26 protein-coding genes and 3 tRNA genes are annotated in these 25,982 nt (G+C 54.8%); 22 read left to right on the forward strand and 7 right to left on the reverse strand.

Annotated elements, in window-relative coordinates; genetic code table 11:
- Window position 1: 1 nt before the first annotated feature.
- Genes hisF through hisB form a run of 4 tightly spaced genes read right to left on the reverse strand, consistent with a single transcriptional unit; the run spans window position 2 to window position 2,797 of the window.
- Window positions 2-775: an imidazole glycerol phosphate synthase subunit HisF gene (gene hisF / locus LL947_RS01305; RefSeq protein WP_290822611.1), complete on the reverse strand. Its 774-nt coding sequence runs from the start codon at window positions 773-775 to the stop codon at window positions 2-4.
- Window positions 772-1,518: a 1-(5-phosphoribosyl)-5-[(5-phosphoribosylamino)methylideneamino]imidazole-4-carboxamide isomerase gene (gene hisA, locus LL947_RS01310; RefSeq protein ID WP_290822609.1), complete on the reverse strand. Its 747-nt coding sequence runs from the start codon at window positions 1,516-1,518 to the stop codon at window positions 772-774. The genes hisF and hisA overlap by 4 nt, the downstream gene beginning before the upstream one ends.
- A gap of 33 nt (window positions 1,519-1,551) precedes the next feature.
- Window positions 1,552-2,193 carry an imidazole glycerol phosphate synthase subunit HisH gene (hisH, locus tag LL947_RS01315; protein ID WP_499833703.1) on the reverse strand — a complete coding sequence of 214 codons (642 nt, stop codon included), beginning with the start codon at window positions 2,191-2,193 and terminating at the stop codon, window positions 1,552-1,554.
- A gap of 10 nt (window positions 2,194-2,203) precedes the next feature.
- Window positions 2,204-2,797 carry an imidazoleglycerol-phosphate dehydratase HisB gene (hisB, locus tag LL947_RS01320; RefSeq protein WP_290822605.1) on the reverse strand — a complete coding sequence of 198 codons (594 nt, stop codon included), beginning with the start codon at window positions 2,795-2,797 and terminating at the stop codon, window positions 2,204-2,206.
- Between the two features lie 218 nt (window positions 2,798-3,015).
- Here hisB and LL947_RS01325 point away from each other — a divergent pair, with 218 nt between their 5' ends.
- From LL947_RS01325 to LL947_RS01430, 22 genes are all read left to right on the forward strand, one after another.
- Window positions 3,016-3,498 carry an acetyl-CoA sensor PanZ family protein gene (locus tag LL947_RS01325; protein WP_499833704.1) on the forward strand — a complete coding sequence of 161 codons (483 nt, stop codon included), beginning with the start codon at window positions 3,016-3,018 and terminating at the stop codon, window positions 3,496-3,498.
- Between the two features lie 96 nt (window positions 3,499-3,594).
- On the forward strand, window positions 3,595-5,925 hold the full coding sequence (locus LL947_RS01330; RefSeq protein WP_499833705.1) for an AsmA family protein: 2,331 nt from the start codon (window positions 3,595-3,597) through the stop codon (window positions 5,923-5,925).
- Window positions 5,926-5,984: 59 nt separating this feature from the next.
- Window positions 5,985-7,091, forward strand: a complete 1,107-nt coding sequence (gene mutY / locus LL947_RS01335; protein WP_499834356.1) for an A/G-specific adenine glycosylase — start codon at window positions 5,985-5,987, stop codon at window positions 7,089-7,091.
- 48 nt (window positions 7,092-7,139) lie between these two features.
- Window positions 7,140-7,415, forward strand: coding sequence for an oxidative damage protection protein (locus LL947_RS01340; RefSeq protein ID WP_290822599.1), 276 nt, complete (start codon window positions 7,140-7,142; stop codon window positions 7,413-7,415).
- Window positions 7,416-7,603: 188 nt separating this feature from the next.
- Window positions 7,604-7,679: transfer RNA gene (locus LL947_RS01345), tRNA-Phe, on the forward strand.
- Window positions 7,680-7,685: 6 nt separating this feature from the next.
- Window positions 7,686-7,760 (forward strand) — tRNA-Gln (locus LL947_RS01350).
- Window positions 7,761-7,822: 62 nt separating this feature from the next.
- Window positions 7,823-7,898 (forward strand) — tRNA-Thr (locus LL947_RS01355).
- 223 nt (window positions 7,899-8,121) lie between these two features.
- The gene (locus LL947_RS01360; protein WP_404417940.1) at window positions 8,122-9,762 is read left to right on the forward strand and encodes an electron transfer flavoprotein-ubiquinone oxidoreductase; all 1,641 of its coding nucleotides are present in this window, start codon (window positions 8,122-8,124) and stop codon (window positions 9,760-9,762) included.
- 309 nt (window positions 9,763-10,071) lie between these two features.
- Entirely contained in the window at window positions 10,072-10,326 is a 255-nt protein-coding gene (locus LL947_RS01365; protein WP_499833706.1) for a type II toxin-antitoxin system ParD family antitoxin, read from the forward strand.
- Window positions 10,326-10,622, forward strand: a complete 297-nt coding sequence (locus LL947_RS01370; RefSeq protein WP_499833707.1) for a type II toxin-antitoxin system RelE/ParE family toxin — start codon at window positions 10,326-10,328, stop codon at window positions 10,620-10,622. The genes LL947_RS01365 and LL947_RS01370 overlap by 1 nt, the downstream gene beginning before the upstream one ends.
- A gap of 272 nt (window positions 10,623-10,894) precedes the next feature.
- Window positions 10,895-11,140 carry a type II toxin-antitoxin system CcdA family antitoxin gene (locus LL947_RS01375; RefSeq protein ID WP_499830811.1) on the forward strand — a complete coding sequence of 82 codons (246 nt, stop codon included), beginning with the start codon at window positions 10,895-10,897 and terminating at the stop codon, window positions 11,138-11,140.
- A complete protein-coding gene (locus LL947_RS01380) occupies window positions 11,140-11,439 on the forward strand; it encodes a CcdB family protein (protein ID WP_499833708.1) in 300 nt (99 codons plus the stop codon). Before LL947_RS01375 ends, LL947_RS01380 begins: the two co-directional genes overlap by 1 nt.
- 99 nt (window positions 11,440-11,538) lie before the next feature.
- Complete coding sequence (locus LL947_RS01385) at window positions 11,539-11,832, forward strand: HigA family addiction module antitoxin (protein ID WP_404415562.1); 294 nt, start codon at window positions 11,539-11,541, stop codon at window positions 11,830-11,832.
- A gap of 258 nt (window positions 11,833-12,090) precedes the next feature.
- The gene (locus LL947_RS01390) at window positions 12,091-12,405 is read left to right on the forward strand and encodes a transcriptional regulator (protein ID WP_499833709.1); all 315 of its coding nucleotides are present in this window, start codon (window positions 12,091-12,093) and stop codon (window positions 12,403-12,405) included.
- Window positions 12,398-12,697: a helix-turn-helix domain-containing protein gene (locus LL947_RS01395; RefSeq protein WP_499833710.1), complete on the forward strand. Its 300-nt coding sequence runs from the start codon at window positions 12,398-12,400 to the stop codon at window positions 12,695-12,697. The genes LL947_RS01390 and LL947_RS01395 overlap by 8 nt, the downstream gene beginning before the upstream one ends.
- Window positions 12,698-13,022: 325 nt before the next feature.
- Complete coding sequence (locus LL947_RS01400) at window positions 13,023-13,277, forward strand: type II toxin-antitoxin system ParD family antitoxin (protein ID WP_499833711.1); 255 nt, start codon at window positions 13,023-13,025, stop codon at window positions 13,275-13,277.
- On the forward strand, window positions 13,277-13,573 hold the full coding sequence (locus tag LL947_RS01405) for a type II toxin-antitoxin system RelE/ParE family toxin (RefSeq protein WP_499833712.1): 297 nt from the start codon (window positions 13,277-13,279) through the stop codon (window positions 13,571-13,573). The genes LL947_RS01400 and LL947_RS01405 overlap by 1 nt, the downstream gene beginning before the upstream one ends.
- Window positions 13,574-13,913: 340 nt before the next feature.
- Window positions 13,914-14,108 (forward strand): type II toxin-antitoxin system RelB family antitoxin, encoded by a 195-nt coding sequence (gene relB, locus LL947_RS01410; RefSeq protein ID WP_499833713.1) that lies wholly within the window; start codon window positions 13,914-13,916, stop codon window positions 14,106-14,108.
- The gene (locus LL947_RS01415) at window positions 14,108-14,383 is read left to right on the forward strand and encodes a type II toxin-antitoxin system RelE/ParE family toxin (protein ID WP_499833714.1); all 276 of its coding nucleotides are present in this window, start codon (window positions 14,108-14,110) and stop codon (window positions 14,381-14,383) included. Before relB ends, LL947_RS01415 begins: the two co-directional genes overlap by 1 nt.
- Before the next feature lie 928 nt (window positions 14,384-15,311).
- Window positions 15,312-16,298, forward strand: a complete 987-nt coding sequence (locus LL947_RS01420) for a restriction endonuclease (protein ID WP_499833715.1) — start codon at window positions 15,312-15,314, stop codon at window positions 16,296-16,298.
- A 93-nt stretch (window positions 16,299-16,391) separates the two neighbouring features.
- A complete protein-coding gene (locus tag LL947_RS01425) occupies window positions 16,392-17,189 on the forward strand; it encodes a hypothetical protein (RefSeq protein WP_499833716.1) in 798 nt (265 codons plus the stop codon).
- 182 nt (window positions 17,190-17,371) lie between these two features.
- Complete coding sequence (locus LL947_RS01430) at window positions 17,372-19,141, forward strand: AIPR family protein (protein ID WP_499833717.1); 1,770 nt, start codon at window positions 17,372-17,374, stop codon at window positions 19,139-19,141.
- A gap of 50 nt (window positions 19,142-19,191) precedes the next feature.
- Here LL947_RS01430 and LL947_RS01435 read toward each other — a convergent pair whose 3' ends face one another.
- The 3 genes from LL947_RS01435 to hsdR all read right to left on the reverse strand — a co-directional run bounded on the left by LL947_RS01435 (window position 19,192) and on the right by hsdR (window position 25,925).
- Entirely contained in the window at window positions 19,192-20,568 is a 1,377-nt protein-coding gene (locus tag LL947_RS01435) for a restriction endonuclease subunit S (protein ID WP_499833718.1), read from the reverse strand.
- Window positions 20,568-22,196 (reverse strand): class I SAM-dependent DNA methyltransferase, encoded by a 1,629-nt coding sequence (locus LL947_RS01440; RefSeq protein WP_499833719.1) that lies wholly within the window; start codon window positions 22,194-22,196, stop codon window positions 20,568-20,570. Before LL947_RS01440 ends, LL947_RS01435 begins: the two co-directional genes overlap by 1 nt.
- Window positions 22,197-22,397: 201 nt before the next feature.
- Entirely contained in the window at window positions 22,398-25,925 is a 3,528-nt protein-coding gene (gene hsdR / locus LL947_RS01445) for a type I restriction-modification system endonuclease (RefSeq protein WP_499833720.1), read from the reverse strand.
- Window positions 25,926-25,982: the final 57 nt, after the last annotated feature.

The following is a 25,982-nucleotide window of genomic DNA, read 5'->3' on the forward strand; positions in this document are numbered from 1 at the left end:
GTTACAAGCGCATTTCGACGCCGCGTTCCGCCATATAGCGTTTGGCTTCAGGAATGGTGTATTCGCCAAAGTGGAAGATGCTGGCGGCCAGCACCGCATCCGCGCCACCCTTGATAACGCCATCGACCAGGTGATCCAGGTTGCCCACCCCTCCTGAGGCAATCACCGGCACGCTGACCGCTTCGGCAATGGCATGGGTCACGCCGAGGTCAAAGCCGCTTTTGGTGCCGTCGCGATCCATGCTGGTCAGCAGCAGTTCGCCAGCGCCGTATTCCACCATCTTCTGGGCCCATTCGACGGCATCCAGGCCGGTGGGTCGGCGTCCGCCATGGGTGAAGATCTCCCAGCGCGGTGTTTCGCCTTCTTTGCAGACCTGTTTGGCGTCAATCGCGACCACGATGCACTGGCTGCCAAAGCGTTCCGCCGCTTCACGCACGAATTCCGGGTTGGTCACGGCCGCGGTGTTGATGGATACCTTGTCGGCACCGGCATTGAGCATGGTACGAATGTCATCGCAGCTGCGAATACCGCCGCCAACGGTCAGTGGGATGAACACTTCGCCGGCAATCCGTTCGACCATCTCGACCGTGGTGTCGCGGTCCTCGTGGCTGGCGGTGATATCCAGAAAGGTGATTTCATCGGCACCCTGCTGGTTGTAGCGCTGGGCAATCTCTACCGGGTCACCGGCATCGCGGATGCCAATAAAATTGACGCCCTTGACCACGCGCCCGCCATCGACGTCCAGGCAGGGGATAATACGCTTGGCAAGACTCATGCCTGGCCTCCTGTCAGCTGATCGCTCAATTGCTGGGCCTGAGTGACGTCCAGGCTGCCTTCATAGATGGCCCGGCCGGTAATGGCCCCCAGAATGCCGCTGTCAGCCACTTCGCAGAGTGCCTTGATGTCAAGCAGGTTGGTCACGCCGCCTGAGGCAATCACCGGCAGGCCGCCGTCTCGGGCGAGGGCGGCGGTGGCTTCTACGTTGACCCCCTGCATCATGCCGTCCCGGGCGATATCGGTATAGACAATCGATGAAACACCGTCATCGGCAAAGCGCTTGGCAAGCTCGGTGGCTTTCAGCGTTGAGACTTCAGCCCAGCCGTCAGTGGCGACATAGCCATCCCTGGCGTCCAGGCCAACAATCACATGACCAGGGAAGGCGCGGCACATTTCCCCTACAAAATCGGGTTCCTTGACCGCCTTGGTGCCAATGATGACGTAGGAAACCCCGGCGGCCAGGTAGTGTTCGATGGTCTCTGCACTGCGGATGCCGCCGCCAATCTGAATGGGCAGATCCGGGTAGGCCCGGGCGATGGCCGTCACTGCTTCGCCGTTGACCGGCTTGCCTTCAAAGGCACCGTTAAGGTCGACCAGGTGCAGCCGGCGGGCGCCGGCTTTTACCCAGCGGGCGGCCATGGCCACCGGGTCATCACCGTAGGCGGTGGCGTCGTCCATGCGGCCTTGCTTGAGGCGTACACACTGGCCATCTTTCAGGTCGATAGCGGGAATAACTAACATGATAGTGTCCTTGTCAGCGCCGTCAGGAGGCGTTCAGGGTGTCCAGGTAACAAAATTTTCCAGCAGGCGCAGGCCTGCACGGGAGCTTTTTTCCGGGTGGAACTGCACCGCAAAGGTCGATTCCCGACCAATTGCCGCGTGGGCCGTCGCCCGGCCGTATCGGGTGGTGCCAAACACCTCGGCGTCGTTGCTGGCGTCTACATAGAAGCTGTGGACGAAGTAGAAATGCTCCTGATTGTCGATGCCCGCCCACAGTGGGTGATCATGGTGCTGCTCAACCAGGTTCCAGCCCATGTGGGGCACTTTCAGGCGCTGATCATGGTCATCGCGCATGTCGGCAGGAAAGCGGCGCACGTTTCCCTTGAAAACGCTCAGACAGCCAATGCCACCGTTTTCCTCGCTGTGCTCCAGCAGCATCTGCTGGCCAACGCAGATGCCCAGCAGCGGCTTGGCCTGGCGAGCGAGCATATCTTCCACCAGCCCGCGCAGCTCGGTGCGTTCCAGTTCACCCACACAATCACGAATGGCACCCTGGCCCGGCAGTACCAGGCGGGTGGCGCCGAGAATACGCCGAGGATCACGGGTGATCACGACATTTTCATGGGTCACATGCTCCAGCGCCTTGGCCACGGAGTGCAGGTTGCCCATCCCGTAATCGATGACGGCAATTGTCATAAAACGCTCCTTATAAACACCCTTTGGTAGACGGCATCTGACCCGCCATACGCGGATCTTCGGATACAGCCATACGCAGGGCGCGGCCAAAGGCCTTGAAAATGGTTTCTGCCTGATGGTGGGCGTTAAACCCTTTAAGATTGTCGATATGCAGGGTCACGCGGGCATGATTGACAAACCCCTGGAAGAACTCCGAGAACAGCTGGGTGTCCAATCGGCCAATCGTATCCCGGGTAAAATCAGCGTCCATGTAAAGCCCGGGACGGCCGGAAAAATCGACCACTACCCGTGAAAGGGCCTCATCCAGGGGAACATAGGCATGGCCGTAGCGGTAAATGCCCCGCTTGTCGCCAATCGCCTCATGGAACGCCTGACCCAGGGTGATGCCGAGATCTTCCATCGTATGGTGGTCATCAATGTGCAGGTCACCCCTGGCATTGATGTCCATATCAATCATACCGTGACGGGCGACCTGATCCAGCATATGGTCAAGAAACGGGATTCCTGTCTCACAGTTCAGTTGCCCTTCGCCATCCAGGTTGATAGTGACCTGGATCTGGGTTTCTTTGGTGTCACGGTTGACCGTGGCAGTACGCGCTGACATAACGTCTCCTGCGCCGAGGCGCATGTTGGTGGCTAGCCGCCGTTCCCTGTAGCGTTCAATATAAAGCGGCCACCAGCAGATAAATCGGGTCGTGCCAATGGCAAAACCGCTATTATAGTGAATCGGCCTGCCCATCCGCTACAATGCGTGTGATAACCAGCGCTCACGATGACCACAATAAAAGCAGCAAGATTGCCCAGGCCAAGAGGAATTCCAGCATGCCGGTGACATTACAGATCGTTGATCAAGCCAGATGGGACGCTGATGCTCAGGCCCAGCTGGATCTGGTGCGTATCTATCATGACGCACCGCAGGAAAGGATGCCTGCTGAAACGGTCGAATCCTTTATTGATCAACATCTGAGCGCGCAGCACTGCTTTGGCTGCGCCCACTTCAATGACCGCCTGCTGGGAGCGGTGGCCATGGTGAAAGGGGAAGACAGCGCCTGGTGGCTTTCGGATCTATGTGTTCGCAAGACAACGCGTCGGCGTGGGGTTGGCTCGCGATTGATGGCACTGTTGGCGGAATGGTCAATACGCCAGAATAGCATTTTACGCATTGAAACAACCACATTGCCGATGGCTGACCGCATGCTCCTTTCCAAGCTGGGTTATCGCCCGGTCAAGGGCGCGGACAAGGCGCCCGGAGTGACTGATGATTGCGATTATGTCGAACTGTCCCTGGCGTCATCCCGTCAGTAGCGACAACGGCCCGGGTTCAGTATTCAGTAACATGAGTGTTCAGTGCCGGGGCGATAACGGTCGCCCTGATGATCAAACCCAGAAGGAAGCAGGGGAATGAAACAGCTACTTCGTATCTTACTGGCTGCAGTAGGGATTCTGGCCGTGGTGGCCGTGGCCGCCGTGGTTTATGTCACAACGTTTCTTGACCCGGAAGATTTCAAACCGCGGCTGACCGCTGTAGTGGAAGAGCAGACCGGCCTGAGCCTGGCGCTGGACGGGCCATTAACCTGGTCGTTCTATCCGCGCATTGGTATGCGGGTCGAGAAAGCAAGTGCCTGGTTGCCAGAGCAGGAAGAAGACAACGACCCTTTTGCCGCGATTTCCAGCGCTGAGGTCAGCGTGGCGTTTGGCTCCTTGCTGCGGGGTGATATCGCTGTGGATGGCTTGACCATCAACGGTTTGCGGCTGAACCTTGAGCGTGACGAGGAGGGGGAGGGTAATTGGGTTTCCCTGCTTGAAAGACTGTCCGAAGGCAGTGGAAAAGCCGAAACCGTGCTGGCACCGGCCAGTGCAGGGCCGCATGCAGATGCCGGTAATCTTGCCGTGGTGCTCAATATTGCCAACGTAGAAATCAAGGACGGCGATATTCACTATCGCGATGCCCAGGCAGGCCAGTCCTGGCATGTTGACTCGCTGAACGTATCGGGCAGCAACGTCAATCCGGTGTCATCGTTTCCCATGAAGGCCATGTTTACCCTTGACCGTCACGACAGCCTGGAGGCCGAAGCATTGGAGCGTACACCCAATGCGCACAGTGAGGTCAATCTGGATACGCGCATCAAACTGGCACTGGCAGATCAGCAATTCAGCCTGGAAAACGTCGCGCTCACTACCCGCAACCGTTTTGTGCCTGAAGGGGAAATACAGCAGCTGAACCTGTCAGCCCCCCGGATTGAGGCCGGGTTGGCAGAAAAGCGTCTGGCCGTTGAGCAAGGGGTGTTGGAAGCGACGCTGCGCAACGCTGACGATGGGCTTGCGATGGCGCTGGACTTTGTCCTTACCAGCGATTGGGAGGCGCAAACGGCGACCATCAAGAAGTGGGAGCTAAGCGGCCCGGATGGCCTGCGGATGCGCGGTCATCTCAACGTTGAGCAACTGCTGGACAGCCCCCAATATCAGGGCAAGGTGACAGCTTCGCCCTTCAACCTGCGGGCCTGGCTTGAACGTGTCGGCACTGAGATGGAGACCGAATTTGAAAGCGCGCTGCGCGATGTCGCATTGACCAGCCCCCTGGAAGGCGATCTGTCGCAGCTGGCGTTGACCAGCCTGTCTCTGGTCGTGGATGACACCACTTTCACCGGTGAACTTTCCGCCGCCTTTGACGGCACCCGGCTGGCGTTTGACCTACAAGGCGATGCACTTGACCTTGACCGCTACCTACCGACCTCTGTCGCTGCCCGGCCCGCACGCGATGGGCTGCTACGTCAGGCATATGCACAAGATCCGGCGCTACTCCCCCAGGCCTGGCTCAGTACCCTGGATATCGACGGTGCCCTGCAGTTAGGGCGTTTTGAATGGATGGGCCTCACCTTTGAAGAACCGGAGATGCGCCTGGTAGGTGAAGAGGGCCTTCATCAGCTTCAAGAGCTGAATGCGAGCTTCTATGGTGGGCAACTGAGTGCCAGCGGCGAACTGGACAGTCGTGAGCCGGTGATGACCTGGTCACTGTCGCCAGAGGTGGTACAGGTGGATGTGACGGCACTGCTGGAAGCATTGGGCAACGACAGTGCACCCTTGCGCGGCCAGTTGAACCTGGATGGCAACCTTACCAGCCGCGGCAATGCCTACAGCGAACTGGTTCGTAACCTGAACGGCGAGCTGGCCACCTCGCTGGCGAATGGCGCGATTCTGGATGTCAATGTATCGCGTGAAATCTGCACCCTGGTGGCCGCTCTTGAGAATGAGGAAACCAGCCGCGACTGGGCGGACGATTCGCGCTTTGAACGGGCAGATGCGCGTCTGGTGATCGATGACGGTGTGGTATCCAGCGACAACTTGCTGGTCACTCTGCCAGGGATTGATCTGAGTGGTGAAGGAGAGTTCGACCTGGGTTCCCGGCGTTTTGATACCCGCGCTACCGTGCGCCTGGTGGATACCGCCGATGCCGCCTGTGACGTGAACCCTCGCCTTGAATCGATTGCCCTACCGGTGATGTGTGAAGGCCAATTGGGCGATGAACGCAGCGAATGGTGCCGCTTTGACCGTGAAGCTTTCCAGCAGAACCTGTCTACCTTGCTACGTGATGAGCTGGAGAATCAGGTAGGTGAAGAAGTACAGCAGCAGCTCGACGAGCAGCTGGAAGGTTCTCTAGAACAGCTTGACGAAAACCTGGGAGAAGGCACAACCCAGAAGCTGCGTGATGGCTTGCGCAAGCTGTTTGAATGAATCCGCCTGGCTGACAGTGACATGCACGGAGATAATTGATGGCGCAGGGCGCGACCGAGTTGACAGACACACCGACACCCAGGCTTGCACCTGAGGAGTTTCAGCGCCGACTGTTGGCCTGGTTTGACCAGTATGGGCGCCACGACCTGCCCTGGCAGTCGCCGCGTACCGCGTATCGGGTCTGGGTATCGGAGATCATGCTTCAGCAAACCCAGGTTGCTACGGTGATCGATTACTTCGAACGCTTCATGGCGCGATTCCCGACGCTTCAGGCCCTGGCAGATGCCCCCCAGGACGAGGTACTGCATTTATGGACGGGGCTTGGCTATTACGCCCGGGCGCGCAATCTGCACAAGGCAGCGCAGCAGGTAGCGGCTGACCATCATGCCCAACTGCCCGTGGATAGCCTGGAAGCACTGATGGCCCTGCCGGGGATTGGCCGCTCGACAGCAGGGGCCATTATTGCCCAGAGCACCGGCAAGCGGGCGGTGATCCTTGATGGCAATGTCAAACGCTCGCTGGCCCGGCTGCATGCTGTGGACGGCTGGCCAGGCAAGCCTGCAGTGGAACGCCAGCTCTGGGCGCTGGCCGACGTATACACGCCAGAAGAACGCCTGGCGGATTACACTCAGGCGATGATGGATTTTGGTGCGACCCTGTGTAAGCGCAGCCAGCCCGCCTGCACGCAGTGCCCCTTCAATGATGTCTGCCTGGCACGGGCGGAAGGCAATGTGCAGGGCTACCCGCAATCCAAGCCCAAGAAAGCCCTGCCCACCCGCCAAACCCTGATGCTGATCCTGGAAGATGCTCAGGGTCGCATCTGGTTGGAGCAACGGCCCCCAAGCGGCTTGTGGGGTGGGTTATGGAGCTTGCCTCAGTTTGATAGCCAGGACGCCCTGGTCGACTGGCTGGCCACCCACGTCAAGGAAGCCCGGCAGCAAGCGTCACTGCCCGCTTTTGTGCATACCTTCAGCCACTTCCGCCTGGCGATCACTCCCCAACCCGTCGTGTGCCAGACGCTCAATGGGGGGCGCGAAGAAGGCCTCTGGTATGACCTTGCCGACCCACCGGCGCTGGGCCTGGCCGCGCCGGTCAAAAAGCTGCTGGCGCAGGTAAAGGCGCAGCGCGAACCCTTTCAACTGGCGAACCTGCCTGGCCACGCGTAGGCTGGACAGTGATCAACAAGCCGTATAAAGACACCTTCAGGAGTCCCTATGAGCAACACTGTTTTCTGCCGCAAATACCAGCAAGAGCTTGAAGCATTGCCGTTTCCTCCTCTACCGGGCAAGCAAGGCCAGGAGATTCAGGCGACGGTATCGAAAAAGGCCTGGGAAGAATGGCAGGCCCTGCAGACGCGTCTGATCAATGAAAAGCACCTGAACATGCTCGACCCGGATTCACGCGCCTACCTGATGACCCAGATGGAGCGTTTTTTCGACAATCAGGAAACTGACCAGGCAGAAGGATACATACCGCCCAGTCAGGCATAGAGCCTTTTGGGTGGATGGCACCGCATGACGTATCATCCGTAGCGGTCCATCCATGCTCGTCAGCGGTTATGGTGGCCAGTGAGTGTGGGATTGCCGGAAACAACCCGGCTCAACCACTGGATCTGTAAAGTTTCACAAATGTGTTGACGAAACGCTGTCGTTTTAGTTTAATACGCATCGTTGGCAGCGGCCAGATAGCTCAGTTGGTAGAGCAGGGGATTGAAAATCCCCGTGTCGGCGGTTCGATTCCGTCTCTGGCCACCACACTGCTGGGGTATAGCCAAGTGGTAAGGCACCGGTTTTTGGTATCGGCATTCCCAGGTTCGAGTCCTGGTACCCCAGCCATCGCTGACCCTTTTTTTTCTATTATCGTGCCCTCCACGGTAATTTTAAAAAGCAAGCGCCAAGCCGACATAGCTCAGTTGGTAGAGCAACTGACTTGTAATCAGTAGGTCCCGGGTTCGACTCCTGGTGTCGGCACCACGCTCTAGCTGCAAAGAATTACAAGAAGCCGTCCGAATGGACGGCTTTTTTGTATGTGCGTGTTACTGGCCGGCATCCCCTATACCACCGGCCTAATATATACATCTTAATTTAATTTCTATATTTTAGGGGTGTGGCGAGTAGTTAGAGCAATCAAGCGACGAGCAGGAGAGACGCTGTGGATAGCAATGCCTTAGACAATGGTGAGATCGAACGCGATGTGATGGAAGTTGACGTCGTGATTGTCGGCGCCGGGCCGTCCGGGCTTTCTGCCGCCTGCCGCCTGATGCAGCAGGCCAACGCCGCCGACCAGGAAATGACCGTCTGTGTGGTCGAAAAAGGCTCTGAAGTCGGCGCGCACATTCTCTCCGGCGCGGTGTTCGAGCCGCGCGCCCTGGCTGAGCTGTTCCCTGATTGGGAAGCGCGCGGCGCGCCCCTGACCACCCCCGCCATCCGCGATGAGGTCTACCTGCTCAAGGATGCCGAGAAAAGCCAGCAGATCCCCCATGCCCTGGTGCCCAGGAGTATGCATAACACCGGCGGGGACATGACCCGCTATGTGATCAGCGCGGGTAACCTGTGCCGCTGGCTGGGCGAGCAGGCCGAGCAGCTGGGGGTGGAAATCTTTCCCGGCTTTGCCGCCCAGGACGTCATCATCGAGGACGACTGTGTGCGCGGCATCCTGATCGGCGATATGGGCGTGGGCGCCGATGGCCAGCCCAAAGACGGGCATATGCCGGGCATGGAGCTGCGCGCCAAGTATACGCTGTTTGCCGAGGGCGCCCGCGGGCATCTGGGCAAGCGCCTGATCAGCGAGTTCTCTCTGGATGCTGGCCGTGACCCTCAGCATTACGGCATCGGCCTGAAAGAGCTGTGGGACGTGCCTGCCGAGCAGCATGAACCGGGCCTGGTGCTGCACGGCTCCGGCTGGCCGCTGGATAAGGACACCCACGGCGGCTGGTTCCTCTATCATGCAGACAACCAGCAGGTGGTGGTCGGGCTGATCATGGATCTTTCCTACCAGAACCCCTGGCTCTCGCCGTTTGACGAGTTCCAGCGCATGAAGCACCACCCGGTGCTCCGCCAACACCTTGAGGGCGGCAAACGGGTGGCCTACGGCGCCCGCGCGCTGACCAAAGGCGGCCTGAACTGCCTGCCGAAAATGACCTTTGCCGGCGGCCTGCTGATCGGCTGCGATGCGGGCACCCTGAACTTTGCCAAGATCAAGGGCCTGCACACGGCGATGAAATCCGGCCTGGTGGCGGCGGAAAGCGTTTTTGAGGCCCTTCAGGCGGGGGATGAAGGCGGCCAGGAGCTGACCGCCTTCAGCGAAAAATGGGAAGCCAGCTGGGCCTATGACGAACTCAAGGCCAGCGCCAGCTTTGGCCCGGCGATTCACAAGTACGGCACCGTGATGGGCGGCGCCTACAACTTCGCCAACCAGCTGCTGGGTAACAAGCTGCCCAACCTGCACGACACCACCACGGACCACGGCGCGCTGAAGCCGGCGGCGGAGTTCGAGAAAATCGACTACCCCAGGCCGGACGGCAAGCTGTCGTTTGACAAATCGACCTCGGTGTTTCTGTCCAACACCAACCACGAGGAAGACCAGCCCTGCCACCTGCAGTTAAGCGACCCGGCGCTGCCGATTCGCGATAACCTGCCCACCTACGCCGAACCCGCTCAGCGTTACTGCCCGGCAGGGGTGTATGAAGTGGTGGAAGACGACGCCGGCAACCCACGCTTTCAGATCAACTTCCAGAACTGCGTGCACTGCAAGACCTGTGATATCAAGGACCCGGCCCAGAACATCACCTGGGTGGCCCCGGAAGGCGGCGGCGGGCCCAACTATCCCAATATGTAGGAATGTGCCGGTTAGATAGCAAAAACACCAGCCAAACAGGCAGCAAAAAGCCCCTCGCTGAGGGGCTTTTTTGATCCTTGAAAGCCCCCACCCCGTCATTCCCGCTAAAAGCATGCGGGAATGACGGGGTGGTGGTCCACAAACGTAGGGTGGCATCGCGCAGCAAGCCGCCAACTCGCCGCAGGCGAGCGGGGTTGCCGGGCAGCACGCCCAGTCCAATGACTGTTATGCAAAAATGAGGGTGTTGATTCGGCGTGAACCAGCAGTATGATATTGTCATACTGCTGGCTACTTTAGGAGCGCAAGGCCATGAGCATGCACCGGAAGACCATCACGCTGACTGAACAGCAAGACGACTGGATTAAAGGCCAGATTGAGAGCGGTCAATTTGGTAATGATAGCGAGTATATCCGTGATCTCATCAGAAGAGACCAGCAGGCCAAGGAGCGTCTTGCTACGCTGAGGCAAGCGCTCGCTGAGGGTGAGTCAAGTGGGAAGCCTAAGCCGCTCGATATACCAGCTATTAAGGCGGCTGGCCGTAAGCGGATGAAGGCGGCCCCCTAGTGCTTAGGTTAACCGTCACACCGAAGGCGGAATCGGATCTTACCGGAATCTGGCTGTATACCTGCGAAGAATGGGGGGTTGATCAGGCGGATGTATACCTGGATCAGCTTGAGGCAGGAGTGAATCAGCTGATTAATTATCCTTCACTCGGCGCTGACTACGCCCATGTTCTTCCCGGGTATCGCAGGTTGCAGGTAAAGCATCACGCCGTATTCTATCAAGTGAACGAGCCGGAGGTGCTCATTGTACGTGTCCTGCATGAGGACATGGATGCACCGCGAAGGCTTCTGGATTAAATGACCTTTTCTACCTAAGCCACCCAACCCTAAAGCCACAATGGATTCCCGCTAAAAACATGCGGGAATGACAGGGCGGTGGGCCACAAACGTAGGGTGGCTTCGCGCAGCAAGCCACCCACTCGCCGCAGGCGAGCGGGGTTACCCGGTGGCGGGCAACGATAAGGCCTTTGCAGCCAAGATACGTAGGAACAAAGCGGCCTTGACACAGTCTTGATGCGCAAAAACTATGCGCATATAGTTAGATTAACGTTCCGTACGAGGATTGAACCATGCATGCTACTGAAGCTACCAAAACTGCCCGTAGGCCGACGAATCTATCGATAGATAGCGCGCTTCTCAAAGAGGCAAAAGCGCTGGGCGTCAATATCTCTCGCTCTGCAGAGAAGGGGATCTGGGAGGCTGTGAAGCTGCACAAGCAAGAGAAATGGCTGACAGAAAATGCGAGCGCCCTGGCAAGCTCTAACGCATACGTTGACGCTAACGGCTTGCCCCTCGTACGGCACCGTCAGTTCTGATGGCTCGTTTCGACATCTTCGAAAATGAGGGCGGGTCTGGTTATCTGCTGGATATTCAGTCAGATATCCTCAGTGGCTTGAACACCCGTGTTGTTGTGCCACTGTTACCCAAATCCTCCGCACCATCTCCTGCCCAGCGGCTGAATCCTGTATTTAGCATCGAGGGTCAGGCGCTAGTAATGGCCACTCAATTCATGGCTGCTGTGCCCGCGGGCGAATTACGCTCCTGCGTTGGTAATCTTGCAGAGCACCAAGCTGACATCTCCGCGGCGTTGGATATGCTGTTTTTAGGCTTTTGACGCAAGATAAGTCTAATTGCCCAAAAATGGAAATTGGCGTATGACGTTCGGGTTTAAGGATGGCAACGCCTACGTTCTTGACTATGAGGATTATCACTAATGACTATGCACAAGCCGCCGCATCCTGGCGAATTCATTCGGGAAGTTTACCTGAAGCCTTTTGACATCAGTTCCCGTCAGCTTGCGTCTAACCTGAAGGTTTCGCCCTCTACGCTGTCTCGTCTTCTAAAAGGGGATAGTGGTATCAGCCCGGAAATGTCTTTGCGGCTATCCAAGGTGCTCGGGCGCACACCTGAGAGCTGGTTGGCGATGCAGGATATGTACGACCTTTGGTTAGCCCGAAATACGGTCAATCTTGATGAAATTCACCCTCTGGATTTTGATGCAGCTTAACCAGCAGCCGTTGACCGACGCACCTACGCAAACCCCCAGCCCTGGCATTCCCGAGAGCCCCAGCCTCGTCATTCCCGAAAGCCCCAACCCGTCATTCCCGAAAGTCCAGCCTCATAAACAGGTATAACAAGGCAAATGCACTCGGACGGCAAAAAGCGCCACTCTTTCCTCGCTCTGCTTTTTGCCGCCGGTGAGTTGCGGCGTTAACCTTCCCTCTCATGGCCTTGTGAATATACGTCAATGACGTATAATGTTGCTATGTTGACTATCATCGAAACCCCTACATTCGAAGCGGATGCCAAAAAAATATGGACTGAGGAGGAGCGAAATGCGTTCTTCGCTTGGTTGGCGGCTAATCCTGAGATTGGCGACCCGATTCCTGGCAGTGGTGGATGTAGAAAGGTTCGTTGGTCCGTAGCGGGGTCAGGGAAGCGCGGTGGAGTGAGAGTCATCTACTTCACTAAATTAGCTAACAGTGAGGTCTGGTTATTGGTGATCTACAAAAAAGCCGTTAAGGAAAATATACCCGCGCATATCCTGAAAGCAGTTCGTGAGGTGCTGGAAAATGAATAACGAAACCTTGAGTGCAGTGGAGCTTGGTAACAAGTTGCTCCAATCAGTTAAAGAAATGAAAGCTGGCAAAGCGGCTCGAATCAGTCGTGTTGTGCCTAACGAGGTTGCAGAGGCGAGGGGTAAGACTGGGCTGACCCAGATTGAGTTTGCTGAGGTACTGCATATTTCTCCGCGTACCTTGCAAGAATGGGAGCAAGGCCGCCGTAAACCTTCTGGACCTGCAAAAGCGCTTATCGAGATTGCTTTCCGCCATCCTGAGGTTATCAGGGAAGACCTTGCTCTCAGGGGTTAACAAACAATTGCAGCGGAAAAATTTCGCTGCGCAAAATTGTCCGATGAATTGGGCGTTAAACGTCCTTCGGGTGATGTGGTAGGATCTGACCCCTTTTATTTCAGGTCACAATGGATTCCCGCTAAAAGCATGCGGGAATGACGGGGTAGTGGGCCACAAGCGTAGGGGCATCGCGCAGCAAGCCGCCTACTCGCCGTAGGCGAGCGGGGTTACCGGGCAGCACGCCTAGTCCAATGACTGTTATGCAAAAAATGAGGGTGTTGATTCGGCGTGAACCAGCAGTATGATATTGTCATACTGCTGGTTACTTTAGGAGCGCAAGGCCATGAGCATGCACCGGAAGACCATCACGCTGACTAAACAGCAAGACGACTGGATTAAAGGCCAGATTGAGAGCGGTCAATTTGGTAATGATAGCGAGTATATCCGTGATCTCATCCGAAGAGACCAGCAGGCCAAAGAGCGTCTTGCTACGCTGAGGCAAGCGCTCGCTGAGGGTGAGTCAAGTGTGAAGCCTAAGCCGCTCGATATACCGGCTATTAAGGCGGCTGGCCGTAAGCGGATGAAGGCGGCCCCCTAGTGCTTAGGTTAACCGTCACACCGAAGGCGGAATCGGATCTTACCGAAATCTGGCTGTATACCTGCGAAGAATGCGGGGTTGATCAGGCGGATGTATACCTGGATCAGCTTGAGGCAGGAGTGAAACAGCTGATTAATCATCCTTCACTCGGCGCTGACTACGCCCATGTTCTTCGCGGGTATCGTAGGTTGCAGGTAAAGCATCACGCCGTATTCTATCAAGTGCACGAGCCGGAGGTACTCATTGTTCGTGTCCTGCATGAGGACATGGATGTACCGCGAAGGCTTCTGGATTAAATGACCTTTTTCGCCGAAGCCACCCAGCCCTAAGGTCACAATGGATTCCCGCTAAAAGCATGCGGGAATGACGGGGGTGGTGGGCCACAAACGTAGGGTGGCTTCGCGAAGCAAGCCACCCACTCGCCGCAGGCGAACGGGGTTAGCAGGCGGCGGGCAACGATATTGCGACCATTGAAATGGTGAATAGCAATACCCAAGCCAAGCCTCTCTATAATGCGTACGCAGCAAATTGACGATCACGGTTCTTATCGAGAGTGTTGACGCCGACGTAAAAACCGACTTACGCAAGTGCGGTTGGAGTGCGTTATACTGTTATCAATACACAGAGGAGCTACCCATGAGCACTCCCTTAGACCCGATTGTGAGTGAGTTTGAAACTCAGGAGCAAGCAGATAGCTACAAACGCTGGTTCCGTGAACGCGTCCAAGCCAGTTTGGCTGATCCCCGTCCGGGTATTCCCCATGATGAAGTCATGGCGGAAATGGACGCCTTGATAGATGAGATCGAGGCTCAGAACAGAAAACGCGCCTGATGTTACCGGTGATTTGGCGACAGACGGCCCGCGAGGATCTCGCTAAACTCTTGCATCACATCGCGCTAGAGAACCCACATGCCGCGCGGCGGCTCAAAGCGCGCCTGGAATCCGTTGTATTACCCCTTTCTGAGCACCCCTATCTGTATCGTGTGGGTGAATTACCCGGCACTCGTGAAATTGTGGCGCATCCCAATTATGTCGTGGTGTACCGCGTTGCAGTGAACCGTGTTGATATCGTCAATGTTCTGCATGCCCGCCAGGAATATCCCTAGCGCGGCTTATGAAGGACTTTGCCGCCCGCGCCACTCTCAAGACCCACGACGACTCCAGCAAAAAGCCAGCATCCCGTAGGGCGGCTTCACGAAGCAAGCCGCCCACTCGCCGTAGGCGAGCGGGGTTACCGCCATACCCGTAAGCCCCCCCTCACCGTCATTCCCGAATGGGGTAATCGGGAATCCACCTTGACCTTTTCTGCCGAAGCCACCCAATCCTAAAGCCACAATGGATTCCCGCTAAAAGCATGCGGGAATGACGGGGAGGTGGGCCACAAACGTAGGGTGGCTTCGCGAAGCAAGCCACCCACTCGCCGCAGGCGAGCGGGGTTAACAGGCGGCAAGCTCAGCTCAACGCCTTTGACGGTAACCTGAAGGTGAATTACGCTAGGCGTGACTAAAAAATGTAACCAATAGAAACACGCGACATTAAATGATAATGTGATTTCAAAGACGCCAAGGAAGAGCACCTAATGACGCAATACGCGACAACCACCAAAATAACCCCCAGCCAGCCCGGTATATCCAGGCTGGCTTTTCACTGTGTTGGTAGCCTTGCCGCCCAAGTGGGGATACTACCAGCCAGTATCTCGGTCAACTCGGCACATGCAGATGACGACGATCCAACTCCCTACAGCTTGGTGAACTTCCCAGTGTTATTGATTCGGGAAAAACGCGCATGCGCGCAAATTTTAGATAGGTGGCAGGGATATGCTTATGCGCATTTAAAATCAATGGGTTGGGATAAATGTAGCGCGTCGGATAATACTGTTATACACGCAACGGTGTTCATCCAATATCAGGACGCGCAGCCCAGTCACTGTTATGCAAGTAGTACAGTCCGTGAACCTCCGTGCTAGCATCAAGGATTTTATTTTTAAATACTTAAAAAATATAATTGTAGAAAGTAGTTTGTGGAGCTTATAGTTTGGAAAATAAACGTTTAAAGGATTTATTGGCACCTCCCGAGGAAGCAAAACCATTTTGGTTCCAGCAGCGAGGTAGAGATTTTGAACGATTTTTAGTACAAATATTTTCGAAAGAAGATATGGAGCCTAGTACAAGCATACGTCCATCGGGCGAAGAAATTGATGGCTCTTTTTCTATTGAGAATAGTTTTTTCTTGTTAGAAGCTAAATGGCATAAGACTCCAATTCCAGCATCTTCTTTATACTCATTTAAAGGGAAAGTTGATGGAAAGTTAACCGGAACTATTGGGGTTTTCTTTTCCATGTCTGATTACAGCAAGGACGCTATTGATGCATTGCTAAATGGAAAAGAACTTAACATGATTCTGTTTGGTCACACAGATTTATGCCTTATAGATGCGGGGGAAATCACTATGAGAGAAGGTATGCGTGCAAAGCTTCGTTATGCAGCTAATTATGGGCAACCTTTCTACCCCTTAGAAACATACTTGAGTAGCGCTAAACAAGCAGATATTGCTTCCACAACCAAAGATCATATCACTAACAAATGGAATATATTGGTAGAAGGAGAGCAAGATGTAGGTGCTATTCAAGCCTTACTTGATCGTTTTGAAATTGATACCGATAGTAGTGTTATGCCTGCGGGTGGACAATTGGCAATCGCGCAACTTGCCCACTCTATAAGTAAAAATGATGCGGTTAAATTAGCTGCTATCCTTACACCATTTTCAAACCCTGAGATACAGGCAGAGCAAATAAAGAAGCTAAAGGATATTGGCGCAGAAGTAGTAATATTACCTCAAGAAATTGAGGGGTGGTTAGAAAGCTTTGTTTCGGCAGATTACTATAACGCAACAATTATGCTCACAAATCGAAATGGTAAGCTGGGTCGCCGCTATGCACGTAATGCAGACTTACAACTTCTGCTTTCAAAGACGCCATCTTTTGCTACTTTAATTGATAAAATGGGTGCAAAGCAGAAGTGATAAATTGCATAACAAAGCGCCGCTGTCAGACAAATTTTACGGTGCGCTCCAAGTTTTCCGCAGAGCGCGGCGTTAACTACACAAGGAAGGTCAGTGAATAAGTTCAAAGATGTCCTTTTTAAACCAAGGCTGCTATTTTTGGCTCCAAAAAGGGATGACGAAATATCCCTCAAACCGATCCAGATAGTTGTTAGGGGTGTGGTTGCATTTATGACTGCTGCTTGGATAGGTTTTTTGCCTTTCTACTTGTTTGTTATTTATATGCATCAAAACAAGTTCTTTTCCTATGATTTCTTTGTTGAAGGCGTATTTGGATTAAATACATTTGTGGTTGCTGCAGCAATCCTTCTGATTTTTATGTCACTTTACTTTTACGGATTTGTTTTATTTGCGAAGCTAGGGTTGCAAGAACAGAAAGAGAAAGAAGAAAACAGCTTTCGTATTATAACTTGGGTATTCATCTTGGTGTCTATATTAATGCATGGAGCCTTCTTCGATTTATCTCTGAGAAATAATAAACCATACCTAGTTCTATGGTTTATGAGTATCTCCGCTATTTTTTGCATGTTTTTTTACTCTTTCGTTGGGCACGGGTTCAAAAAAAGCCTCCAAAATTGGCTGTCTCCTGTTTTGTTTGTTGCAGCTTCAATATTTCTCCCCTTTTTAAAACAAGATATAACTTCAGAAGTCGTCTCAATGGGATTGCGAAGTTTTAATATGGGGGGAGGTAAAAGTGTTCAGATTAAAGAGACAACTTCGGTAGCTCCCGATAAATTAGACGAAAGAGGAAAGCTTATTTTGTTAACACCAAAAAATGCTTATATAAAAAACTCTGAAGGTATGCTTTTAATAGTGCCAATTTCTGATCATACTGAGGTCACAGTATGGTAACTAACGAATGTCTATTGCGGACATGGTACAGTCGGCGTTGTTTTGCTTCGCTTCGTTGGCAAAAAAATCTACTAACCATATCATGACGCAGAGCCAGACGTTAGAGGGCTGGGCTAGGCGGGCAGCTACTGATCCTCAAATCTGAAGCGAAAGTTTCACCTAAAAAAGGAAATGATTTACGCATGACAACTAACACTCCAGAAATTCTTAATCTGTTCAAAGAGCAGTTGAATAATCAAGTCTCCACTATTGTTAAGGATCTGTCATTTGATACACAAGGATATGGATTCGCCTATTGGTACTTATGCAATGTTGGAGGAATGACAGATATTGAGGCAAAAGAGCAGATATGTGACGGAGGCGGAGATTTGGGGGTCGATGCGATTGAAATAGTCGATGAGCAGGTTGTTTTTTATCAATTTAAAAACCCGTTATCTATTCAAAAACCCGTCGAGGCTGGTGATGTTGATAAAATGATCTCCGGCCTTGAGCTAATTCTAAGTCGAAAACATACAAGCATCGCCAATCCTGAACTAATGTCCCGCTTAGAGGAGATTTATTCTTTTACACCGACTGGCTACAAGATCGTTGTCGCAGTATCAAGTTTGGCAGACATTCCCCAGGATGCAAAAACAAAATTAGATAATTTTTGCCAAAAAAATAGCGGTGTTGCAAAAGATCTGTTTCGCTGGGAGCATAATAATTTAGAAAGCATTCACAATAGATTTTATAATGCTCACCTTCCAACATTAGAGGCTACTTTAGATATTATACTACCCCGGCCTCCTTACATGACAAAAGTTGGCGATCACGAGACCTATGTGTTCGATCTAAAGGGCGAATATCTTGCAAAGCTTTACGATGAGCATGGGGAAAGTATTCTTCAGCAAAATGTGCGTATGTTCGAAGGCGATAGGGGTACAAACTTAGCAATTGCCAAAACCGCCTCGAGTTCTGAGGAATCCAAAGATTTCTTCCATTTCAATAATGGAATTTCGATCATATGTGATTCTGCAATACACAAGCCATTTAGTAATGAACTAAGCTTGGAAAGGCCGCAAGTTGTTAACGGTGGTCAAACTATGCGCATACTCCATCGCTGTTATAATCAATGCACATTGCAGCAAGATGTACATGCAGTTGTGAGAGTAATTACAACAGGAAAAGATAAGCAGTTTTCTTCTAATGTTGCAGTAAACTTAAATAACCAAACAAGAGTTGACAATACTTTTCTTAGATCAAATGACCCTAGGATTGTGCAATTGCTGCATTCATTGTCTACCCTTGGATATTACCTTGAGCGTCGAGCAGGCGAAATTGACGCCATGCTGCCTGAGGAGCTTCAGGAGCTTGAGAGTAGATTTGGCAGCCCATTTTCCAAGCATGTGATTCCGCTAAAGGATGGAATGCAAGCATATGTTGCTACTTACTATGGCGAGCCGCAGCTTGCAAAAAAGGATCCTGCGAAGATTTTCACAGATGATGGTGGGAGTTTCTCCAAAGTTCTTCAGTCTGATCTCACTGCAGAGAAGTTTATAGACGCATACCGCCTTAGTCGACTCGTGTCTGGCGAGGTTGACCGTTTCAAGAGACTAAAAAGAAAGCGTTACTCTGACGAGTCAGAAAGGAAGACTGCCTACGTTACGGAAATTGGCACATTCGTAGATCCCGTTTTTCCAGAACTTGATCTAGCAGTTCCTCAAATCTCTGTATTTGGCATGGCTTTATTGTTCGAGAAGAACAAAGTCGCAGGCATTGATAGCCTCAAGGAGTTCGTTGACAAAGTCAGCGCAGAACCGACACCAATCTGGCGTTGCTTCGTCGAACTTATCTCAGCACGGAGTGCTTTAGGCACGGATCAAAGCTGGCCTACGCTGCTTAAATCAGGGACCTTTTATAGGGATGCTGTCGCTCATTTGAAGGCGAGGTGGGCGAGTGACATTTCCCTCTAACAATCGCGCCAAAGTCGACGCTCGTGCCTCGCGCTTTACGCGGACGTTAGCTAATCACCATCAGCCGTCTTCTTCACCACATTTCGCGGCTTCTTTTGCCCAGCAACCGCCGCCCGTTCGGCCTGTATGCGTTCCAGCAACGCCTCGGCTGAGTTCTCGCCGCTAATCAGCTCGGGGTTGTTCTTGCGCCACTGCTCGGTCAGTTCGCCGCGAAAGGCCTTGGCGAGTATCGACTGGGTGAGGTTATTAACGCGTGCCAAGGCGTTATTCACCTGCTGCTCGATACGGTCAGCGTGGGCGAAGAGTTGATCCACCCGGTGGACGATTTCGGTTTGTTCGTTGAGTGGTGGGAAATAAACCTCAAGGTTTTTTATGACTTTCTGATTGAGGTTGACCATAGTTGATCCAACGGACGCCGAGTTAAAATAGCTGACAGCAGTTGGTGATCTCAGAATGATTTCTAGGTATTTGGATAGGGCACTTTCTCCAACCCTTAAAATCATAGAACCTGTTCCGCATAACTGAGGCTCTTCACTTGCGACGACCGCTGCGCGTCCCATCTCACCTCTGCGCCCTACCACGACATCCCCTTTCCGAAGGTGCCAGGCTGCTAGACTGGTGAACTTTTGTTGAGAAATTGTCATTGCCTCTGAAGGCGTGATGATTCCTTCTGATATATGCATAGGGTTAATGACTGGAATTGCACCACTCACATAATCTGACTTATGGAGAGCGCTACCAAATGGCCCTGTTTTGACTTCAACTCCTGCATCACCAAGTTTTTTGAAGCTTTGTTCAGGGTTATCACCATTCCGCCACTCCTCCGTCAACTTTCCACTCACCGCCGCAGCCAGCACAGACTGGCGAAAGCGCTTGAGAATCTGCGGGATGCGTTCAAGGCGGGTTTGGGTGGTTTCCACCTGAGCCAGCAGTGTATCGAGTTTATCGGCGATGGCTTTTTGTTCGGCGAGGGGTGGTAGCGAAAAGCTAAAGCTCTGAACATCCGATGACTTTGCCGCAGGGTAGAGCGCACCTTGAACGGTACCACTGATCTGGTCGACGAACTCTTTTGAGCGAACGAGTGCGAAAACATAGCGACTATCAACCAGCACAGGCTTTATGACTTCAAAGCCAGTCGATGCGATTTGTGCATGATATTTCTGATCGACTAAGGCTACAGCATTGAGGTTTGGCCTAGTTAAAGAAACCAGAACATCACCGTTTTCGATAACCTTTCTTGCCCTGCTGGGCGCACTGCCCCCAGAAATCATTTGAGGCTCTGAAATCTTTTTTAGGCGTCTGTCGATACTGCCTATGTCCACATAAACGAAGCTTTCATCCGCTGTTGGTTTCCGTTGGAGCCCTTTGATCGAAATATCTGAAATTTTCGCTTGTATCCATCCATCGGGGATATTGTGCTCTGTCATTACTCTTCCCCACCCATCACTTCCCGCAAAAGCACCTTAGCCCCATCGGCCTCTTCCTCAGCGCCAAGCTCGCGCATCAGGGCATCAAGCTCCCCCAGCGCCTGCACCAGTTCACCCATCGCCTCACCCGCCAGTACCTCCGGCGCGGGCAGGTTGGCGGCGTCTACGCTGTCGCTGTCTTTTAGCCAGCTGATATCCAGCGAGTCGCCCTTGTGCTCGGCAATCCACGCCCGGCTGAAACAGCGCCAGCGGCTGTGAAGCATGCGCTCATCCACGCCCTGGTTTTCATCCGTGGCCTTGGTGGCTTCCGGCAGCTCGATCTTGTCCGAGTGAAAGCTGTATTCGCCTTCCTGGCGCGGGCTGTCGCCATTGGGGCTTTCGCCGTACACCGCTTCAAACGGCTTCAGGTGCGTCTCAACGAACGGCGTGCGTTTGCCAAAGCTGGGCATATTGGTTCGCAGGTCATACACCCAGACGTTTTCCGTGCAGCGCTCTTCCTGATACTTGTCTGCCGCGCTGCCCTTGGTGAAAAAGAGCACATTGGTTTTCACGCCCTGGGCATAAAAAATGCCGGTGGGCAGGCGCAGGAGGGTGTGCAGGTTGCACTTGTCCATCAGGTCGCGGCGTACCTCGGTGCCCACACCGGCTTCAAACAGCACGTTATCCGGCAGCACCACGGCGGCGCGGCCACCGGGTTTGAGGTTGCGGTAGATATGCTGCAGAAAGGCCAGTTGCTTGTTGCTGGTTTTATAGGTCAGGTCGTCGCGGGTGATGCTGGCATCGCCGCCCTTGCTGGTGCCAAAGGGCGGGTTGGCGAGAATCATATCGGCCTTTTCCAGCCCGGCACCGGCCTGGCCGAGTGCGTTGCCCAGGTGCACCACGCCTTCGTCGTCGCCTTCCATGCCGTGCAGCAGGCAGTTCATCAGCGCCAGGCGGCGGGTGCCGGGCACCAGCTCGATACCCACATAGGCGCGGGTGGCCTGAAAGGTCTTCTGCTCGCCGGTCAGGTCGTAGAGGTCATCGGTGTGGGCCTTGATGTACTCGTGGGCGGCAATCAGAAAGCCCGCCGTTCCCGCTGAAGGGTCCTGAATGCGCTCACCGGGCTGGGGCTTCAGGCAGTTGACCATGGTGTTGATCAGGGCGCGGGGGGTGAAATACTGCCCCGCGCCGGATTTGGTTTCGTTGGCGTTCTTTTCCAGCAGGCCTTCGTAGAGATCCCCCAGGCCATCCTGCTGGGCGCTGAACCAGTCGATCTGATCCAGCGTCTTGATCATTTGCTCCAGATGGCGCGGCTCGCGCAGCCGGGTCTGGGCATCGGCGTAAATGGCGCTGATCAGCGGGTCGCTGTGAATCAGGCGCCCCGTGCCGTCGCGGCCACTGGAAAGGCTGAGCAGGATGCGTTTGTAGTCATCCAGCAGATTAATGCCGGATTTACCGTTCAGGTCGCTCCAGCGGCAGCCCGCCGGCAGCGGGTGCTTTTTCAGGGTGCCGGCTTCGGTGTTTTCATGCACCATCTTGATAAACAGCAGCATCACCAGCTCAGTGACGTAATCCGAGTAGTTGATGCCGTCATCGCGCAGCACGTCGCACAGGTTCCAGAGTTTCTGGACGATATCGTTGTGGGTCATGGGGTTCCGGTGTTTTTTTAAGCGCGTTCAAGGAACAGCGCTACATGTATAAAAAGTGGCAAAATCTTTGCACGTTGTGGGCGGCATGTATAGAAAAGCCGGTTTTCTATACATGCCGGCCAACCTATGTCGAAAAAAGCCCAAAAAATCGACATAGGTTGAGGCTATGTCGATGGCATCAACATAGCCCTCAAATCCACATCAGGCGCTCTGCTCTGGCCACATGGCCTCGTTCAACTCCTCCAGCACGCTATCTAGCTGCTCGCCGAGTATCTTGTCCATCTGTTTGGCGCCGCCGTCATCGGCAAAGCGCTGATTGACGAACTCCCGGTCGATAATCACTTCGTGGACGAGTTGCTTGGCCAGGCGCTCCAGCCATTTGCGCTGGTTCTGGGTCCAGTTGTGCTGGGTGAGAATGCGGTCCATGGCGTGGGTGACGCGCTGTTCAAAGGGAATCAGCGCCTCGCCCAGGGCGGCGCGGCGGATGTAGCCGATAATGCTGGCGGCGATATCCTGGTTGGTCTGGTTGCGCACGGCGCTTTGCAGGCGGGCTTCGGAATAGCCGTGGTTATCCAGCAGCAGCTTGATTTCGCGCAGCTGTTCGCGGGTCAGGTCGCGGGGCTGGTTGACAACCACTGCCAGCGCCGCCGACTGGTTGAGCTGTTCCTTGATAAAGCGGTTGAACTCGTCCAGGTAGTCTTCCGGCTTGGCATGCTGGCCATAGCTTTGGGTGCGTTCGCGGATTTCGTCGTGGTGCTCGGAGATAATCGGCAGCTGCTCGCTGCCCACCAGGGATTTGACCTCGGCCAGCTGGTGCAACAGGCCGCTGTGCTGCTTGATGAAAGCGGACGCCTGGCGCGGGCCTAGCTGATGCAGGTGGCTGTGCAGGGCCTTGGGTTCCACGCCCCAGCTGTCTTCCAGCTCATCGAGTTTGTGCTTCAGCGGTGGGCTGTTGTCGGCTTTTTTGTCGGCCTTGCGCAGTACCCGCATGACCTTCTGGCTGAGCTGGTTGAGCACCACATCGGCCTGGCTTTCCTCTGGGTGTTCGCCGGGGCTGGTCAGCGCCTGTTCCAGCTGGTCATCATCGGTGAGTTCCTCTACCAGCTGCTCCAGGGTGATATGCGGATCTTTGACCAGCGGCTTCATGGTGTTCACATCCTGCAGGGCGGCGTAGATATCCACCGGGTCGTAGATGCGGAACACCGTCTTGCCGATCTCATCGCAGCGGCGGGTGGCGCGGCCAATCATCTGTTCGTACAGGGTGCGCGAACGTATCCGGCGCATAAACACCAGATGGCTGATGCGCGGCACATCAATGCCGGTGGTGAGCAGGTCGACGGTGATGGCGATATTGGGGTAGCGCTCGTTCTTGTAGCGGCGGATAAGCTGCCCGACCTTTTCGCTCTGGCCGGTGATCTTGGCCACCGCCGCCTCGTGGTAGCTGCCGTTGTAGAGCGCTTTGAAGGCGCTATCCAGCTGGGTTTTCACCATATCGGCGTGCAGGTCGGTGGCGCAGAAGATCAGGGTCTTTTCGTCACCGAAGGGGTCGAGTTCCTGCACCAGCTGTTCGCAGATCACCCGGTTGAAGTTTTCGTTGATCACCCGGCGGTTGAAGGCGTCCACCTCAAAGTTGAGCTCGTCTTCCAGCTCGGTGGTGTCGATTTCGCCGGTGCGAGTGTTGAGCGTGTCCACCGGTTTGCCTTTTTCGAAGGTGATGCCGTTCTGGGTCAGCAGGGTTTCATAGCGGATGGGCGGTTCGTGGTCGATCAGCCAGTCGTCGGCCACCGCTTCACGGTAGGAGTAGGTGTAGACCGGCTTGCCGAAAATTTCGCTGGTGTGCCTGGCCGGGGTGGCGGTGAGGGCAATCTTTACCGCATCGAAGTAATCCAGCACCCGGCGATAGCTGGACAGGTACTGCTGGGAATCCCGGGTGGCCAGTTCGCCTTCGGTCATTTCCTGGTCGAGGGTGTAACCGCGGTGGGCCTCGTCGATGATAATGCAGTCGAACTGATCAATCGGCGGCGCTGCGTCGCTCATGAAGATGCGCTTGACCATGGCCTGCACGGTGGCCACCTGAATGCGGGTTTCCGCCTCGGCGGCCATATCACCCAGCTCCGCGACGTTGTAGATCTTGCTGAGGGTGTGGTTCTGCTCCAGCGGCGCTTCATTAAAGGCATCGAGGGCCTGCTGGCCGAGTGCGGTGCGGTCGACCAGAAACAGGATGCGCTGGAAGCGTTCGGCTTTCAGGAAGCGGTACATCAGGCCGATGATGGTGCGGGTCTTGCCGGTGCCGGTGGCCATGGCCAAAAGTGCGGTGCGCTGGCCGTGGGAAAGGGCATGTTCGGTGGCGGCAATGGCCTTCTGCTGGTAGTCACGCAATTTCAGGTAGCCAAAGGGTTCGGCCTGTAGGCGCTTTTCGGCGTCTTCCCTGTCGCGCTGGAGCATGGCCAGCAGGCCATCCGGAGTATGAAACCGGGGCAGGGCGCGGCTTAAGTGGCTGGGGTCGCGAACATCGCGGAACCAGGTGCCGGAGGTCTCCGCCAGCTGCGGCACATAGGGGCGGCCGTTGCAGGAATACACAAAGGGCACGTGGTAGTAGCTTTCGTCCTCGGCAGGCCAGGCGATGGTGCGGCCGATCAATTCCCAGGCGGCGACCAGTGGCGGCGTGTCCTTGAGGCCTTTGCTGTAGCGTTCCGCCTGACGGATCTTGCCCGCCACGTTGGTGTTTTCTTTTTTGGCTTCTACCACGGCAATGGGGGTTAACCCGGCAAACAGCACGTAATCAGCCCGGCCACGCTGTTGAGCGTCGCGCTGAGTGGGCCATTCGGCAATTGCACGGTAGGTGCCTTTTTCCGGGCGGGCACCGTTCTGGTAGGTGATCTCCTGGCTGTCGGCTTCCCAACCGGCTTCCTGCAGCTGTTGGTCAATCAGGATGCGGGTGACTTCTTCGCTCATCACCAGGCTATGGCTAGCCGCCTGGGTCTTTCTGGCCACCTGCTGGCGCTGCTGGTCGGCACTCTGTGCGTCCTGCTCGGCCAGCTTGTGTTGCAGGGCGCTGATTTTCTGCTCGTAGGCGGTTTGCTGCTGGCTCAAGGCCTGTTCGTGCTGGCGGGCCTGTTCGGCCAGGGCACGGGATTCTTCATCCATGGCCACGGCCAGGGCTTCGTATTCGGCTTTTTCCTTCTCGATCAGCTGGCTGAGCTGCTGGCTGCTGTCCAGCTCGCTGTTGGCCTGCTGCAGGTCGTGGCGGAGCTTTTCGATATCGCTCTGCAGCTGGCGCAGCTGGGCGCTGGGGTCAGCGGGCGGGATGAAAGGGCCGGGCTTGAATTGAGCTCCCGCTTTGCCAAAGGAGCGGTGAAACCAGATGGCCAGATCGCGGGCCACCCTGAGGCCACTCATGGCCTCTTTATGTTGGGTGCGAAACTGGTGGGTAGCCTTGTTACCTTCAATCCGCAGGATGTGGAACAGCTCCTTGATCTGCGGTTCCAGGCGCAACTCACGGTTCAGGCGGTAAAGGAGCTCCGCCTGGGTGGTCTGGTCATCAAAGGCGATACCGGAAAGGGCGGCCAGATGTTGGGAGAGCGCCTCGCCCAGCTGGCGCAGCTTGATCAGGGTGGTGTTGGGGTCGCTGGCAAAGGCGCGCTCGGCGGATTCCGCCAGCTCCACAAACAGAGCGTCGTGCTCGCTGAGAAACGCGAAGTTTGATGATGTCGGGTTGCTGGCTGGCACACACGGCTCCCTTTGCTGTCGCACTTGTCCGTTAATCAAGGTGCTTTAATGTATGCT

It is taken from the genome of Halomonas sp. BLK-85 (assembly GCF_044792155.1).
Classification (GTDB): Bacteria; Pseudomonadota; Gammaproteobacteria; order Pseudomonadales; family Halomonadaceae; genus Vreelandella.

Coding starts and splice junctions, on each gene's coding strand:
- LL947_RS01430 (WP_499833717.1), top strand. CDS start 17,372: ATGACAACTAACACTCCAGAAATTCTTAATCTGTTCAAAGAGCAGTTG.
- LL947_RS01375 (WP_499830811.1), top strand. CDS start 10,895: ATGCATGCTACTGAAGCTACCAAAACTGCCCGTAGGCCGACGAATCTA.
- relB (WP_499833713.1), top strand. CDS start 13,914: ATGAGCACTCCCTTAGACCCGATTGTGAGTGAGTTTGAAACTCAGGAG.
- hisF (WP_290822611.1), bottom strand. CDS start 775: ATGAGTCTTGCCAAGCGTATTATCCCCTGCCTGGACGTCGATGGCGGG.
- LL947_RS01440 (WP_499833719.1), bottom strand. CDS start 22,196: ATGACCCACAACGATATCGTCCAGAAACTCTGGAACCTGTGCGACGTG.
- LL947_RS01365 (WP_499833706.1), top strand. CDS start 10,072: ATGAGCATGCACCGGAAGACCATCACGCTGACTGAACAGCAAGACGAC.
- LL947_RS01385 (WP_404415562.1), top strand. CDS start 11,539: ATGACTATGCACAAGCCGCCGCATCCTGGCGAATTCATTCGGGAAGTT.
- LL947_RS01330 (WP_499833705.1), top strand. CDS start 3,595: ATGAAACAGCTACTTCGTATCTTACTGGCTGCAGTAGGGATTCTGGCC.
- LL947_RS01390 (WP_499833709.1), top strand. CDS start 12,091: ATGTTGACTATCATCGAAACCCCTACATTCGAAGCGGATGCCAAAAAA.
- LL947_RS01380 (WP_499833708.1), top strand. CDS start 11,140: ATGGCTCGTTTCGACATCTTCGAAAATGAGGGCGGGTCTGGTTATCTG.
- hisH (WP_499833703.1), bottom strand. CDS start 2,193: ATGACAATTGCCGTCATCGATTACGGGATGGGCAACCTGCACTCCGTG.
- LL947_RS01360 (WP_404417940.1), top strand. CDS start 8,122: ATGGAAGTTGACGTCGTGATTGTCGGCGCCGGGCCGTCCGGGCTTTCT.
- LL947_RS01435 (WP_499833718.1), bottom strand. CDS start 20,568: ATGACAGAGCACAATATCCCCGATGGATGGATACAAGCGAAAATTTCA.
- hisA (WP_290822609.1), bottom strand. CDS start 1,518: ATGTTAGTTATTCCCGCTATCGACCTGAAAGATGGCCAGTGTGTACGC.
- LL947_RS01340 (WP_290822599.1), top strand. CDS start 7,140: ATGAGCAACACTGTTTTCTGCCGCAAATACCAGCAAGAGCTTGAAGCA.
- hisB (WP_290822605.1), bottom strand. CDS start 2,797: ATGTCAGCGCGTACTGCCACGGTCAACCGTGACACCAAAGAAACCCAG.
- LL947_RS01395 (WP_499833710.1), top strand. CDS start 12,398: ATGAATAACGAAACCTTGAGTGCAGTGGAGCTTGGTAACAAGTTGCTC.
- LL947_RS01415 (WP_499833714.1), top strand. CDS start 14,108: ATGTTACCGGTGATTTGGCGACAGACGGCCCGCGAGGATCTCGCTAAA.
- LL947_RS01400 (WP_499833711.1), top strand. CDS start 13,023: ATGAGCATGCACCGGAAGACCATCACGCTGACTAAACAGCAAGACGAC.
- LL947_RS01325 (WP_499833704.1), top strand. CDS start 3,016: ATGCCGGTGACATTACAGATCGTTGATCAAGCCAGATGGGACGCTGAT.